This is a genomic window from Clavibacter nebraskensis NCPPB 2581 (assembly GCF_000355695.1).
GTDB classification, from domain to species: Bacteria; Actinomycetota; Actinomycetes; order Actinomycetales; family Microbacteriaceae; genus Clavibacter; species Clavibacter nebraskensis.
In genome coordinates, this window is record NC_020891.1 from 2,897,299 (window position 1) to 2,911,694 (window position 14,396).

A 14,396-nucleotide genomic window follows, 5' to 3' on the forward strand; every position below is an offset into this window, starting at 1 on the left:
CCGCCTGATGGACCCCTCGATGACCACCCTCGTCCTCGCGGGGCTCGCGGTCGTCGTCGACTTCGTCGTGCGCATCACGGCGCTGCTGGTCATCCCCCGCAATCGCCGGCCGTCCACCGCCATGGCGTGGCTCATGGCGATCTTCTTCCTGCCGTACCTCGGCATCCTGCTGTTCCTGCTCATCGGCTCGACCCGGCTGCCGAAGCGGCGCCGCGAGAAGCAGCAGGAGATCAACCGGTTCATCATCGAGTCGACCGAGGGCATCGAGCGCGTCACGCGCGAGCACTCCTGGCCGTCGTGGCTCGACTCGGTCGTGGAGCTCAACCGCACGCTCGGCTCCATGCCGCTCGTGGGCGGCAACCGGGCGAAGCTCTACAGCCACTACGACGAGTCGATCGCGGCGATGACCGCGGAGGTCGAGAAGGCGACGCGCTACGTGCACGTCGAGTTCTACATCCTCGCGTGGGACGTCACGAGCGCCCCCTTCTTCGACGCGCTCGAGCGGGCCGTCCAGCGCGGCGTGACGGTGCGCGTGCTGCTCGACCACATCGCGTCGCTGCGGGCGCCCGGCTACCGGCGCACGACGCGCAAGCTCACGGCGATCGGCGCGGACTGGCAGCTCATGCTCCCCGTGCAGCCGCTGCGCGGTCGCTACCAGCGGCCGGACCTCCGCAACCACCGCAAGGTGCTCGTGGTCGACGGCCGCGTCGGCTTCATGGGATCCCAGAACATGGTGCACCGCAGCTACAACAAGGTCGTCAACCGCAAGCGCGGCCTCAAGTGGCAGGACCTCATGACCCGGCTCGAGGGCCCCATCGTAAGCGGCCTCAACGCGATCTTCATCACCGACTGGTACGCGGAGACCGACCAGCTGCTCGTGCGCGAGACCGAGCCCATCGAGATCGCGGCGTCCGACGACGACGAGGAGCTCGACTGCCAGGTCGTGCCGTCCGGCCCCGGGTTCCCCGGCGAGAACAACCTGCGGCTGTTCAACGCGCTGCTCTACTACGCGCAGGAGCGGATCGTGATCACGTCGCCGTACTTCGTGCCCGACGACTCGATGCGCTACGCGATCACGACGGCCGTGCAACGCGGGCTCTCGGTGGAGCTGTTCGTGAGCGAGATCGGCGACCAGCCCGTGGTCTACCACGCGCAGCGCTCCTACTACGAGGAGCTGCTCAAGGCGGGCGTGCGGATCTGGATGTACCGGGCCCCGTACATCCTGCACAGCAAGCACTTCACGATCGACGACGACGTGGCCGTCATCGGGTCGAGCAACATGGACATGCGGTCGTTCAGCCTCAACATGGAGGTCTCGCTGATGGTGCGCGGCCCCGGCTTCGTGCGCGAGATGCGCCGGATCGAGGACGGGTACCGGCAGCGCAGCCGCGAGCTGACCCTCGAGGAGTGGAGCCGGCGCACCCGCACCAGCACGGTGCTCGACAACCTCGCGCGCCTGACCTCGGGCGTGCAGTAGCCGCGCGGACCCCGCGCGGGACGCGGATCAGTCGCGGTCGTCGGCCGGGTCCTGCTCCTGCTCCTGGGCGGTGGCGCGGTCGAGCACGTCCTGCAGCAGGTCGCGGAGCGGCGAGTCGCCCTCGTCCTCGCCCGCGATGTCGCGGCGGACCTGGTCGCCGACGCGCCAGATGACCGGGAGCATGTCGCGCCCGGCATCCGTGAGCCCGACGGAGAGGCGCCGCTCGTCCGTGGTGTCGCGGAAGCGCGTGACGTAGCCGAACACCTCGAGGCGCTTGAGCAGCGGCGAGAGCGTGCCGGGGGTCAGGTGCAGCTTCTCCGCGAGGTCGACGACGGCCTGCGGCTCCTCCTCGTCGAGGGCGAGCAGCACGAGGTACTGCGGGTGCGTCAGATTGAGCGGCTGCAGTAGCGGCCGGTAGAGCGAGACCACCGCGCGCGAGGCGGCGGCCAGGAGCACGCCGGTCTCGTCCTGCAGCAGTGTGAGCGATCTCTGTGCCATTTCGTTTCCTCTGGCTCGTCAGTACGTCGATGCCGGGGTCCTGGACACTGCGTCCACCGTACGCCTGTCGTGACGCGGGGGCCCTCCGCGCACAGGCAACCATCGGCCGGGGTCGTCCGCACGCTCAGGTGAGCGTACTGGGAGCGGACGCCACGAGGAGCGCGCCCAGCACGAGCCACGGGCCGAAGGGGACGGCGGTCGACGCCCGCGCACGGCCTCCCACGAGGAGCGCCGTCGCCGCGACGCCGCCGAGGAGCGTGCCCGCGGCGAGGGCCAGGGCGAGCTGCGCGGGCCCCAGCTGCCCGAGGGCGAGGCCGATGACGCCCGCGAGCTTGACGTCGCCGGTGCCGAGGCCGCCGCCGGTCGCGGCCTGGAGGAGCGCGAGCACGGCGCCGGCGCCGGCACCGCACGCCGCGGCCTGCAGCAGCAGGGGGGATCCGCCGGAGGCCAGCGCGAGGGCCGCGGCCGCGACGGCCGCGGGAGCGGTGGCGCGGTCGGGCAGGCGGTGCGCGGCGAGGTCGGCGAGCACGAGCACGGGGCCGACGGCCACGAGGAGGAGCGCCACGGGGATCCGCGTGGGCGGCGTCTCAGCGACGACCACGGCCGCGAGGATCCCCGCGACCAGCGCGGCCACGACCGCGGCGGCGCGGCCGAGGCCGAGGAGCGGATGCGGCGGGCGCGCGTCGAGGCCGTCGGGGCGGCGGCCCCCGGCGAGGGCGAGGCGGGCGGGCGCGGGGGACCAGCCGCCGACGGCGGCGCCGGCCAGCCCGGCCGCGACGACGAGGGCGGGCGAGGCGGCGGGGAGCACGCGGCGACCCTAGGGGCTGCGATGCGCCGACCGGGCGGACGGGCGCGCGGCTGGGGACGGACGACGGACGGGCGCCCGCGGGAGGACCGCGGGCGCCCGTCGGCGTCGATCAGGGGGTGCGGATCAGACGGACTCGCGCGGGCGCGACGCCTTCAGCATCTCGTCGCGCTCGACCACCTTGATCCGCGCCCGGCCGTGCGGCCGGCCCAGGGCGATCTCGTGCTCGTCCAGCGCGTGCCAGCCGGCGAGGTCCGTGTACTCGACGCCGCGCTCGGCGAGGAGGTCGACGATCGCCTGCTCCTCGGGCGCCTCGGGCGTCCACCAGTCGCCCTGGTCGTTGAGCACGTGCGAGACGGTCTCCATGGCGTCGGACTTGGTGTGCCCGATGAGGCCGATGGGCCCGCGCTTGATCCAGCCCGTGGCGTAGACGCCGGGGATGCGCGTGTTGTCCAGGTCGAGGACCTGTCCCTCGTGGTTCGGGATGACGCCGCGGACCTCGTCGAAGGGGATCCCGTCGACGGGCGAGCCGAAGTAGCCGACCGCGCGGTAGATCGCCTGCACGGGGAAGTCGCGGTACTCGCCCGTGCCCTCGACGCCGCCGAGGCCGTCCGGACGCGTGCGCTCGATGCGCAGGCCCGCGACGCGGGGCTCGGCGTCGTCGGACGCGAGCACCTCCGCGGGGCGCGAGTAGAAGTGCAGGTGCAGGCGGCGGGACGCGGATCCGGTCTCGCGCGTGCGCCACTTCTCCAGCACGCGGCTGATGACCATGACCTGCTTGTTGGTCTTCGCAGCCTCCTCGGCGGCCGGATCCACGCCGAAATCCTCGTCGTAGACGATGACGTCGACGTCGGGCACCTCGCCGAGCTCGCGGAGCTCGAGCGGCGTGAACTTCACCTGCGCGGGGCCGCGGCGGCCGAAGACGTGGACGTCGGTGACGGGCGAGTGCTTGAGCCCCGTGTAGACGTTGTCCGGGATCTCGGTGGGGAGCAGGTCGTCCGCGTGCTTGGCGAGCATGCGCGCCACGTCGAGCGCCACGTTGCCGTTGCCGATGACGGCGACCTCGCGGGCGTCGAGCGGCCAGTCGCGCGGGAAGTCGGGGTGGCCGTCGAACCAGTTGACGAATTCGGCCGCGCCGTAGGAGCCCGGCAGGTCGATGCCGGGGATGTCGAGCTCGGCGTCGCGGATCGCGCCCGTGGAGAAGATGACCGCGTTGTAGTGCCTCTGCAGGTCCTCCAGCGTGATGTCGCGGCCGTAGTCGACGTTGCCGAAGATGCGGATGTCGCCGCGGTCGAGCACGTCGCGCAGCGCGCCGATGATGCCCTTGATGCGCGGGTGGTCGGGCGCGACGCCGTAGCGGACGAGGCCGTACGGCGCGGGGAGGCGCTCGAACAGGTCGATGGAAACGTCGAACTGCTTCTCGGCCTTCAGGATGATGTCGGCCGCGTAGATGCCCGCGGGCCCTGCGCCCACGATGGCCAGCCTGAGCTTGGTCACTGGTGTCTCCGGTTCGTCGTCGTCCCCGTGCCGGCCGTCGGGGGCGTTGTGGTGCGGATCCCCGCGAGAGCCGGCGGGGACGAGCGGCAGCTAGCGCGTGCGCTCGACGATGGTGTCGGCGAAGCGCGTGAGCGCCTTCTTGACCGGGCCCTCGGGGAGGGGCGCGAGCGCGTCGACCGCCTCGGCGGCCCAGAGGTGGGCCTCCGCGATGGTGCGGACCGTGACCTCGTGGTCGCGGAGCTCGGCGATGGCCGCGGTGAGGTCGGCCTCCGACTCGGGCGTCTCCTCGTGCTCGACGTCGCGCTGGATCCGCGCGAGCAGCGACGCCGCGGTGACATCCGTCTCCGCGAGGCGGCGCAGGTAGAGGAGGGGGAGAGTGGCGACGCCCGCGCGGAGGTCGGTGCCGGCGAGCTTGCCCGTCTCCTCGGGCTGGTCGGCGAGGTCGAGCACGTCGTCGACGAGCTGGAAGGCCACGCCCGTGCGCTCGCCGAAGGCCAGCACGGCCGACTCGAGCTCAGGATCCGCGCCGGAGTAGATGACGCCCATCTGGGCGGCGCACGCGATGAGGGAACCGGTCTTGTCGGCGAGGACGTCGAGGTAGTGCTCGATGGGATCCTGGCTCTCGCGCGGGCCGATGGTCTCGTGCAGCTGGCCGAGCACGAGGCGCTCGAAGGTCGCGGCCTGCAGGCGGATGGCGCGCGGGCCGAGGTCGGCGACGATCTTGCTGGCGCGGGCGAAGAGGAGGTCGCCCGCGAGGATCGCGATGGAGTTGCCCCACACGGCCTGCGCGCTCGGGACGCCGCGGCGCATGTCCGCCTCGTCCATGACGTCGTCGTGGTACAGCGACGCGAGGTGCGTGATCTCGATGGCGACGGCCGCGTCGACCACCTGCTGCGTGTTGCCCTCGCCGAGCTGCGCGATGAGGAGCGCGAGCATCGGGCGCACGCGCTTGCCGCCCGCGTCGAGCAGGTAGCGCGTGGTGACGTCGGCCACGTCGTCGGCGAACCGCACCTCGCGGAGCAGCTGCTCCTCGACGAGCGCGAGGCCGTCGTCGATGCTGCGCGCCATGCGGCGGTCGCCGGAGGACGAGAAGAGGCGCTCGGTGAGGCTGGCGTGCGAGGCGACGGAGCTGCCGCGGCGGACGAGCGGGATGCTCGGACTCATGTTCGGCGTCCTTGTCTGTGGGTTCACGCGCGGTCAGGACGCGACGGGACGGGGAGCGGCGTGGCGGCCGGCGGGCTTGACGCCGCGGTGCAGCGCCACGATCCCCGCGGTGAGGTCGCGGTGCTCGACCGACGCGAATCCCGCCTCGCGGAGCCAGGAGCTCAGCGTCGCCTGGTCGGGCCAGGCCTGGATCGACTCGTTGAGGTACTCGTACGCGCTGGCGTTGGAGCTCACGAGCCTCACGAGCGACGGCGCGACGGCCTTCATGTAGAGGTCGTAGCCGCGGCGCACGAGCGGCACGGGCGGGGTGCTGAACTCGCAGATGACGATGCGACCGCCGAGCTTGAGCACGCGCAGCAGCTCGTCGAGGCCCTTCCGCGGTTCGACGACGTTGCGCAGGCCGAAGGAGATGGTGACGGCATCGAAGGAGTCGTCGTCGAAGGGGAGGTCGGTGGCGTCGGCGTGCACGAACTCGATGCGCGGGTTCCCGGCGTGACGGCGGCGGCCGACCTCGAGCATGCCCTCGGAGAAGTCGGCGGCGACCACGTGGGCGCCGGACGCGGCGAGCGCGGCGCTCGAGGTGCCCGTGCCCGCGGCGAGGTCGAGGATCCGCTCCCCGGCGACGGGGGCGACGGCGCGCGTGGTGGCGACGCGCCACAGCTGGTCGTTCCCCACCGAGAGGACGGTGTTCGTGCGGTCGTAGGCGCTCGAGACCTCGTCGAACATGGCCGACACCTGGCCGGGCTTCTTGCTGAGGTCTGCTCGCATCACGACGTCAGTCTATTCGGGCGCGCTGGGCACGCGGTGGGCGGCGGCCGGATGCCCAGGGGCCCATCAGAGGACGGGGGCGGCGGGTGCCGGCGGGGTGCGCGTCGGGGGCGCCGGGGCTCCCGGGGAGGCCCGGATCCCCGGCGGTAGGCTGGCATCCGTGACCGCATCCCGCGTCCGAGCGCTCCTCGTCGACACCACCCCCGTCGACTCCATCGCCCGGCTCGTCCCCCTCCTCGACGCCCGGCACCCGCTCGTGTGGCTGCGACACGGATCCGGGATGGGCGGCATCGGCGAGGCCCTCCGGCTCGAGTTCCGCGGGCCCGACCGCGTGCGCGAGGCCGCCGTCGCGTGGCGCGAGGTGGCCGACGCGGCGACCGTGACCGATCCGCTCGGGATCCCCGGCACCGGCCTCATCGCGTTCGGCGCCTTCGCCTTCGCCGACGACTCGGACGCCGCGAGCGTGCTCGTCGTGCCGCGCGTCGTCGTGGGGCGGCGGGACGGGGTCTCGTGGGTCACGCGGATCCGGCTCGCCGACCAGGAGGACGGCGACGTCGCCTCCCCGCTCGACGCCCTGACGGCGGGCGCGATCCCCGTGCCCGAGCGCCCCGGCGCCGAGTACCGCCTGCACCTGCGCCCCGGATCCATGGGCCCCGACGACTACGAGCGGGCCGTCGCGAGCGCCGTCGCGACCATCGGCACGGGCGAGGTGCAGAAGGTCGTGCTCGCGCGCGACCTCGTAGGCCGCCTCCCTCTCGGCGGCGACCTCCGCCTCGCCCTCAGCCGCTTCGCGCTCGGCTACCCCGACTGCTGGACCTACGCGGTCGACGGCCTCATCGGCGCGAGCCCCGAGACGCTCGTGCACGTCGGCGGCGGCACGGTCGGTGCCCGCGTGCTCGCCGGCACCGTCTCGCGCGGCGCGGACGCCCGCGCCGACGCCGCCGCGGCCGCCGGCCTCGCCGCGAGCCCCAAGGACAACGAGGAGCACGCGTTCGCGCGCGACAGCGTGCTCGACGCGCTCCGCCCGCACAGCCGCGACCTCGCCACGACCGACGCGCCCTTCACGCTCAAGCTGCCGAACCTGTGGCACCTGGCGAGCGACGTCACGGGCACGCTGGGCGACGGATCCTCGTCGCTCGACCTCGTGGGCGCGCTCCACCCGACGGCCGCGGTCGCCGGGCACCCGACTGCCGCCGCGCTGGAGCTCATCGCCGAGCTCGAGCCCTTCGACCGCGGGCGCTACGCCGGCCCGGTCGGCTGGGTCGCGGCCGACGGGGACGGCGAGTGGGCCATCGCGCTGCGGGGCGCCCAGGTGGATCCGTCGGGCGCCATCGTCGCGCACGCGGGCGCCGGCATCGTGGCGGGATCCGACCCCGAGCGCGAGCGCGCCGAGACGGCGATGAAGTTCCGGCCCGTCGTGGAGGCGCTGGGCTAGGAGCGTCGGAGGACGAGGATCACTCCCTCGTCGGACGCGTGCTCGAGCACCGGCGTGGTCGACTCAGGCGATGACCGCATCCGACCGGACCCTCCCGATCGACGGCCTCGTCAACGCCCGCGACCTCGGCGGCATCCGGCTCCGGGGCGGCGGCACGACGCCGACGGGGGCGCTCGCCCGCTGCGAGGACGCCGACCTCATCACCGACGCCGGATGGGAGCGGCTGCGCGAGCTCGGCTTCCGCACGGTGCTCGACCTCCGTCAGCCGGCGGAGCGTGCCCGGGACACGCACCCGCGGCCCGAGTGGATCCACGTCGCGCACGTCGACCTCGACGGCCTCGACGACCACCCGGACTTCTGGGTGCCCTACTGGGACACGGGCCTCGTCGGCACGCCGCTCTACTACCTGCCGCACCTCGCCGAGCTGCCGGACCGGGCCGGAGCCGCGCTGCGGACGATCGCCCACGCCCCCGCGGGCGGCGTCCTCTTCCACTGCGGCGCCGGACGCGACCGCACGGGCCTCGTCGCGCTGCTCCTGCTCCTCGCGGTGGGCGCGGAGCCGGACGACATCGTCGACGACTACCTGGAGTCGATCCGCCGGGGCCCGGAGCGATCCGCGAACTCCGGCCAGCCCGACATGGAGCCGGCCATCGAGGCGTTCCTCGCCGAGCGCGGCACCACGAGCGAGGCGGCGTTCCGGGAGGCCATGGCGGGGATCGACCTCGACGCGCTCTTCGACGCGGCCGACCTCACCGGCTCCGAGCGCGAGCTGCTGCGCACGTGGCGTGGCACGATCCCGGCGGAGTAGCCCTCCGCCCGCCGGGGCGGATCGGCTACCGGGCCAGCGGCACCTCGATGAGGAGCGGCACCTCGGACGCGGTCGTGAGCGCCGCCTCCAGTTCGCCGTGGGTCGCGGCGCGCAGGTGCGTCCAGCCGTAGGCCTGCGCGAGGCTCGCGATGTCCACGCGCTGGGGCGTGAACATGACGCGGTCGATGGCGGCGGGCGCGGCCGTGTCCGCGACCTCGAGGCCGTCGAAGATGGTGCCGCCGCCGTCGTTGCCCACGATGACCTGGATCCGGGGGACGCGCTCGCCCGTGCCGATGAGCAGCGAGCCGACGTCGTGCAGGAGCGTGAGGTCGCCGACGAGCACGCGCGTGATCCCCGCGGCCGCGCTCCCGGAACCGGCCTGCGACGCCAGCGCGATGCCGAGGCCGGTGGAGATCGTGCCGTCGATGCCGGCGAGCCCGCGGTTGGCGTGCACGCGCACGCGCTTGCCGGGGAGCGCGCGGTCGGCCTCGCGGATGAGGCGCGACGCCCCGAGCACGAGGCGGTCGTGCGGCCAGGTGGCCTGCCAGAGCGCGCGCACGAGGTGGCGGCGCGTGACGTCGGCGCGCACCGCGGCGAGCTCGGCGCGCGCGAAGTCGCGACGCTCGGCGGGCGTGGTGCCGGAGGGCAGGAGCGGGGCGGACTCCGCGGCGGTCGCCTCGTCGAGGATCGCGCGGCTCGCCTGCACCCACGTGCCGAGCCAGCGGCGGGCGTCGGCGGGATCCGCGGGCTCGCCCACGACGCGCACGGCGGCCGGGTGGGCCGTGACGCGGTGGCGCGGGTCGTAGTCCTCGCCGCCGGTGGATCCGACGACGATCGCCTCCACGTCCTCGCGCCCGACGAGCAGCGGGACCTCGCGGGTGAGAGTGGGGTGGCCGAACACGATGACGCGCTCGACGCGGTCGCCGAAGCCGGGGCGGGCGAGCAGCTCGCGGAAGGAGACGACGAGGTTCGGGCCGAAGTGGGATCCGCTGGAGATCTCGGCGGCGAGCGGCCAGCCGCCGGCGCGCGCGAGCTCCTCGGCGGCCTCGCCCGCGGCGTGCCCGGCGACGACGAGGGTGCGCGGGCCGTGCGGGAGGTCGAGGACGTCGGCGGGCGCAGGCGCGGCGGGAGCGGCGGCGACCACGTCGGCGGCGGCGCGCGCCTCCGCGGCGCCCTCCGTGAGATCCGGCACCGCGACGGACAGCGGATCCCGGAACGCCACGTTCACGTGCACGGGCGTCCGCTCGTCGCGGGCGCGGCGGTACGCGTCGCGGGCGATCACCGCGTCCCGCGCCAGATCGTCGTCCGTCTCCTCGGGCGCGGGCACGTCGATGCACGCGACCCGGTCGCCGAACATGCCGGGCTGGCGCGTGGTCTGGTTGCTCGCGATGCCGCGGAGCTCAGCCGGGCGGTCGCCCGTGAGGAGCAGCATCGGGACGCCCGAGTGCCAGCCCTCGAGCACGGCGGGGTGGAGGTTCGCGACGGCCGTGCCGGAGGTCGTGATGACGGGAGCGGGGCGGCCGGACTCGACGCCGAGGCCGAGCGCGAGGAAGCCGGCGGCGCGCTCGTCGATGCGGACGTGCAGGCGCACGCCCTCGACGCGCTCCAGCTCGGCGGCGACGAGCGCGAGGGCCTGGGAGCGGGATCCGGGGCAGAGCACCACGTCGGTGACGCCCTCGGCGACGAGCGCGAGCAGCATCGCGATGGCGCGATCCGTGGACGGGTTGCCGGTGCGGGGAGCGGCGGCGGACGGCGTGGGGAGGGAGTCGGTGGCGGTCACCGGGTCAGGCGTCCCGGCGACCGGGGGTGCCGCGATCGTCATCGGCATCGGGGCTCGGCCGCGGGGCGGTGCCCGTGCCGCCCGGGGTCGCCGGCCCGTCGCCGTCCGGGCCCGTGCCGTCGCTGTCGAGGTCGGCGAGCTCCTGCTCGAGGCGGCGGATGCGCTCCTCCTCCGACCGGGTGCGGCCGAGGCCGGAGAGGAAGTCGGGGTCGTCGTCCGGGCCGAGGCGGCGGCCGGATGCGCGGGCGAGATCGGTGCGGTCCTTGCCGATGGCGAGCCACAGGATGCCGCCGATGACAGGGACCAGGACGACCACCGCGATCCACGCGGGCTTCGGGAGGCCGCGCATGCGGGTCCGCGGCGTCAGGGAGGTGTCCACGATGACGAAGACCGTGAAGAACACGATCACGACGGCGAGACCGATCAACAGGCGGGGCATCTCCCGATGGTAGCTCCGCAACCGGGGAGGACGCCGGGCGTCGCACGGGCGGGACGAGGGCGCCGGCCGCATCCCGGCTGGGTGGCGGCGCCTGCACAGGCGACCGGCCCGTCCAGGCGACCGGCCTATGCTGACCCGGTGAGTTCCCGTCGCTACTGGCTCGTCTACACCGTCGTCCGCATCCTCCTGTTCGCCGTCCCGTTCGGGCTGGTCGTCGCCGTGAGCCCGGACTTCTGGCCGCTGGCCGCCGTCATCGGCGCGGTGGTGTCGTTCTGCGGCTCCTACATCTTCCTGAGCAAGCAGCGCCAGGCCATGGCCGCGGACCTCGCGGCCGTCGCCGCCGGGCGCCGCAAGCCCGTGGAGGACGACGACTCCGAGGACGCCGCGGTCGACGCGGCCGAGCGCCGGGCCCGCGCGGCCGGATCCGCCGACGTCGCCACGGCCGCCACGGGCACGCCGGGCGTCGGCGCCCCGGACACCGCCGCGGCCGCCCCGCGCGCCGACGGCGAGGCCGAGCGCAGCTGAGCCGCGCGCGTCAGGCCGGGTCCGCGGGCCCGTCGCGCTCGATCGGCACGTAGGCGACCCACCGGCCCGTGGTCGGAGGAGCCTGGTCGCGCACCGCGGGAGGCGTGGTGCGCGTGGACGAGGTGAGGCGTCCGTGGTCCATGACCAGGTACCGCTCCCCCGGCCCCGCCTCCGCGGACGCCCGCGCGACCTGGGCCGCGAGGGCCGCGGCCGCCCGCTCGGGATCCGTCGCCCGGCGCTCCGTCCACCACGCCTCGAGCGCTGCGTCGACCACGAGCACCGCGCGCCGCCCGCCGCCCGAGCGCTGCCGCAGCGCGAGGAGCCGCGGGTCGTCGGTCGCCCACGTCTCGTGGTCCGGGGCGAGCGCCCGGACGAGGTCGGGATCCATCGCGCTCAGAACGCGAACGCCGCCCCGAGGCCCAGGCCGAACGTGAGCGCCGCCATGCTCGTGAGCTGCAGCGACAGGATCAACTCCTTGGGGGTGCGGCCGGTGCACGCGATGATCGCGGCCGGCAGCGCCAGCGCCAGCGTGAACAGCACGAGCAGCGCCTTCGGGTAGAAGAGGAAGAAGAACACCACGACCGCGTAGGCGATCGCGACCTCGATGCAGTAGACGATCCGCGAGCCGCGCGGGCCGAGCCGCACCGCGAGGGTGCGCTTGCCGACCTTGCCGTCCTGCTCGATGTCGCGGATGTTGTTGACCATCAGCACGGCGGACGCGAAGCCGCCCGCCGCGACGCCGCCCAGCCAGCCCTCGCCCGTGATCATGCCGATGAGGATGAACTGCGTGCCCGCCGTGGCGACCAGGCCGAAGAACACGAAGACGACCACGTCGCCGAGGCCGGCGTAGCCGTAGGGCCGCTTGCCGCCGGTGTAGAAGTAGGCCGCGACGATGGCGACGGCGCCGACCGCGAGCAGCCACCAGTGGCCGGTGATCAGCACGATCACGAGGCCCGCGACGGCGGCGAGGCCGAAGAACGTCAGCGCCACGGTGAGCACGGTGCGCGGCTTGGCGGCGCCGGATCCGGTGAGGCGGGCGGGGCCGACGCGCACGTCGTCGGTGCCGCGGACGCCGTCGGAGTAGTCGTTGGCGTAGTTCACGCCGATCTGCAGCAGCACCGCGACGGCGAGGCAGAGGAGCGCGAGGCCGAGGGAGACGCCCTCGTCGGGGCCCATCGCGCGGGCCGCTCCCGCGCCGATCGCGACGGGGGCGACGGCGAGCGGGAGGGTGCGGATGCGGGCGCCGGAGATCCAGTCGCGCGCGGTGGCCTTGCGCGCCTTCGCCGGGTTGCCGGAGCGCGCCTTGGCGGGCGATCCCGGACGGGTGCGGGCGGAGGACGAGGGGGCCTGCCGGGTGCGCTTCTTCTTCTGTGCCACGAGGGGCGATCCTACGCGCGGACGCGCGGACGCGCGGGCGCCGCGACCCACTACCCACGACCCGAGCTCCTCGGCCAACATGAGCCGAGCGGACGCGCTCGGATCCGCCTGGTGCCCGACGGCGGCGGTCGCGCGCAGCGCGACCCAGAGGAACGGGCCGCCGGGCCGGGAGACGTGCACGCCCGCGAGGGCGACGGTCAAGGCACCGGCGAGTGCGACGAGCGCGTAGCCGCCGCCCACCACGAGCGCGGACACGGCAGCGATCGTGGTCCGGTCGTCGCGGTCCGCGGCGATGCTGCCGAGCGGGCGGAGCACGAACGACGTCGCGAGACCCGCGGCCAGAAGGGCGCCGGTCTGCGCGGCAGTGAGCCCGAGCACGGCGCGCGAACAGGGGCAGGGCGGAGTTCACGACCTGGCCGGCGCCGCTCGCGACCGTGACGCTCGACAGGGACCGCAGGGGGAACAGCGGCTCGGAGGGCTGCGTGCTTGTCGCGCTTATCGTCATGCTCCGGCTCTGTCCCGCCGCCGCGCAGAGACGACCTCGGCCCAAGAATGGCTTGCGCCTCGGCGACCGGGCCTGTTGACGACTGATGGCGGGCGCCCCAAGGGGCACCCGCCATCCTGGCGCTGGTGTCAGCGCGCGGCGCCGCTTGACCGCCGGCTCCGCGCCTCGTGCGCGCCGGTGGCGATCACGAAGAGCAGCGCGCCGAGACCGAGGATGACGCCAGAGGAGCTGACGAATCCTGCTGCGATGACGGCCACCATGGCGATGGATACCCACGGGACGGTGTGCCATCCACGCATGCGCGGTAGGAGACCGAGGACGAGAGCGATGACGACAAAAGTCAGCACGAACGACAGCCACGGGCGGGCAGTAGCGGAATCGATGATTCCGACCAGTGCCGCGACAACGGCGATGATTGCCGTTCCCGCGAGCCCAATTAGAGCAACCCGATTCCGATTCGTCGTGCCGAATTCATCCTGTCCGTTTTGGTTCGTCATACTCATCCCCCTTGCGCATCCGGTATCACGGTTACTCGTCGACGCTACCAGGGCTGATCTGCCTCACCTCTAGCAGGGGATGGGGGGGCGCGATCTGCCAGACGGGAGCGTAGACGCGGAGGCAGATCGCCTCGGTCCCGCTGAAGTCCTGCGCCTGGATGTACTCGTTCACCTTCTGGATCGCGACGGCACACGCTGCAGCTCCGACCGAGGCAGTGATGAAGGCGCACGCGACCGTCGCCGGCGTGGCGGCGCCGTCGATGGCCGCCTGCCACTTGGGCAGCGTGCCCTGGATGTACGGGCCGCCGAGGCCGATCCCCCCGGACCACTGCGGCGAGACGACGTCCTTCCGGGGCTCCTCTGCCAGCGTGGTTCCGATCGTGAACCCGCCCTCGGTGGACTCGTAGGTGGTGCCACCGGTGTTGACGAAGCCGTTGCTCTCCAAGATCGCCTTCTTCTCGGCTAGCGTGGGTGCCTTCTCGACCTCGGCGAACACGCCCCCCGAGACGGGCAGTTCGACGGCGGGCGCCGGCGCGGCCGCTGTCGTCATGGGCGCTGCGGCCGTCGTCGCGGGCGCCGCGACCGCGACGCCTACAGCCCCGCTAACGAAGCGATTGGTGAATGCGTTTTTGGACATAGCAATTCCCCCAATGAAATTGGTATCCGCCTTCGATGACGAATGCATCCTGTCTACGCCTGCGCCTCGGGGGAGGTCAACCACCGCGTCTCTGTGATAGGCCTCCCGCCGCGACCCTTGCATCCGCACCGGCATGGGATCGGCTCGATCTCGCCATTCCCGCATGCCCCACGTTTGGGGCGAA

At 73.7% G+C, this 14,396-nt stretch carries 15 protein-coding genes; 4 read left to right on the top strand and 11 right to left on the bottom strand.

The genetic code is table 11. The annotated features are described in order from the left end of the window. Positions 1-7: 7 nt before the first annotated feature. Entirely contained in the window at positions 8-1,477 is a 1,470-nt protein-coding gene (gene cls / locus CMN_RS13650; RefSeq protein ID WP_015491363.1) for a cardiolipin synthase, read from the top strand. 27 nt (positions 1,478-1,504) lie between these two features. On the opposite strand, the gene CMN_RS13655 is transcribed toward cls, so the two are convergent. The 5 genes from CMN_RS13655 to ubiE form a co-directional block, all read right to left on the bottom strand. Beyond that, a complete protein-coding gene (locus tag CMN_RS13655) occupies positions 1,505-1,975 on the bottom strand; it encodes a MarR family winged helix-turn-helix transcriptional regulator (protein ID WP_015491364.1) in 471 nt (156 codons plus the stop codon). A gap of 124 nt (positions 1,976-2,099) precedes the next feature. Continuing rightward, positions 2,100-2,783, bottom strand: a complete 684-nt coding sequence (locus CMN_RS13660; RefSeq protein ID WP_015491365.1) for a prepilin peptidase — start codon at positions 2,781-2,783, stop codon at positions 2,100-2,102. A 123-nt stretch (positions 2,784-2,906) separates the two neighbouring features. Continuing rightward, the gene (locus tag CMN_RS13665) at positions 2,907-4,277 is read right to left on the bottom strand and encodes an FAD-dependent oxidoreductase (protein ID WP_015491366.1); all 1,371 of its coding nucleotides are present in this window, start codon (positions 4,275-4,277) and stop codon (positions 2,907-2,909) included. Between the two features lie 90 nt (positions 4,278-4,367). Beyond that, positions 4,368-5,441, bottom strand: coding sequence for a polyprenyl synthetase family protein (locus CMN_RS13670; protein ID WP_015491367.1), 1,074 nt, complete (start codon positions 5,439-5,441; stop codon positions 4,368-4,370). Positions 5,442-5,474: 33 nt separating this feature from the next. Continuing rightward, complete coding sequence (gene ubiE, locus CMN_RS13675; RefSeq protein WP_015491368.1) at positions 5,475-6,209, bottom strand: bifunctional demethylmenaquinone methyltransferase/2-methoxy-6-polyprenyl-1,4-benzoquinol methylase UbiE; 735 nt, start codon at positions 6,207-6,209, stop codon at positions 5,475-5,477. A gap of 160 nt (positions 6,210-6,369) precedes the next feature. Between ubiE and CMN_RS13680 the strand changes: the two genes are divergently transcribed. Both CMN_RS13680 and CMN_RS13685 read left to right on the top strand, forming a co-directional pair. Then, a complete protein-coding gene (locus tag CMN_RS13680; RefSeq protein WP_015491369.1) occupies positions 6,370-7,644 on the top strand; it encodes an isochorismate synthase in 1,275 nt (424 codons plus the stop codon). A gap of 70 nt (positions 7,645-7,714) precedes the next feature. Then, positions 7,715-8,452: a tyrosine-protein phosphatase gene (locus tag CMN_RS13685; protein ID WP_015491370.1), complete on the top strand. Its 738-nt coding sequence runs from the start codon at positions 7,715-7,717 to the stop codon at positions 8,450-8,452. 25 nt (positions 8,453-8,477) lie between these two features. Here the strand turns inward: CMN_RS13685 and menD are convergent, their stop codons facing one another. Together menD and CMN_RS13695 are read right to left on the bottom strand one after the other, a co-directional pair. Beyond that, positions 8,478-10,232, bottom strand: a complete 1,755-nt coding sequence (menD, locus tag CMN_RS13690; protein ID WP_015491371.1) for a 2-succinyl-5-enolpyruvyl-6-hydroxy-3-cyclohexene-1-carboxylic-acid synthase — start codon at positions 10,230-10,232, stop codon at positions 8,478-8,480. 4 nt (positions 10,233-10,236) lie between these two features. Continuing rightward, positions 10,237-10,671 carry a PLD nuclease N-terminal domain-containing protein gene (locus tag CMN_RS13695; RefSeq protein WP_015491372.1) on the bottom strand — a complete coding sequence of 145 codons (435 nt, stop codon included), beginning with the start codon at positions 10,669-10,671 and terminating at the stop codon, positions 10,237-10,239. A 138-nt stretch (positions 10,672-10,809) separates the two neighbouring features. On the opposite strand from CMN_RS13695, the gene CMN_RS13700 reads away from it, so the two are divergent. Then, on the top strand, positions 10,810-11,196 hold the full coding sequence (locus CMN_RS13700; protein WP_015491373.1) for a DUF4229 domain-containing protein: 387 nt from the start codon (positions 10,810-10,812) through the stop codon (positions 11,194-11,196). A gap of 10 nt (positions 11,197-11,206) precedes the next feature. On the opposite strand, the gene CMN_RS13705 is transcribed toward CMN_RS13700, so the two are convergent. The 4 genes from CMN_RS13705 to CMN_RS13720 form a co-directional block, all read right to left on the bottom strand. Further along, complete coding sequence (locus CMN_RS13705; RefSeq protein ID WP_015491374.1) at positions 11,207-11,584, bottom strand: hypothetical protein; 378 nt, start codon at positions 11,582-11,584, stop codon at positions 11,207-11,209. Positions 11,585-11,589: 5 nt separating this feature from the next. Beyond that, complete coding sequence (locus CMN_RS13710; RefSeq protein ID WP_015491375.1) at positions 11,590-12,573, bottom strand: 1,4-dihydroxy-2-naphthoate polyprenyltransferase; 984 nt, start codon at positions 12,571-12,573, stop codon at positions 11,590-11,592. Positions 12,574-13,206: 633 nt separating this feature from the next. After that, the gene (locus tag CMN_RS13715) at positions 13,207-13,575 is read right to left on the bottom strand and encodes a hypothetical protein (RefSeq protein ID WP_131666510.1); all 369 of its coding nucleotides are present in this window, start codon (positions 13,573-13,575) and stop codon (positions 13,207-13,209) included. A gap of 31 nt (positions 13,576-13,606) precedes the next feature. Next, complete coding sequence (locus CMN_RS13720) at positions 13,607-14,212, bottom strand: hypothetical protein (protein ID WP_015491377.1); 606 nt, start codon at positions 14,210-14,212, stop codon at positions 13,607-13,609. Between the last annotated feature and the right edge of the window lie 184 nt (positions 14,213-14,396).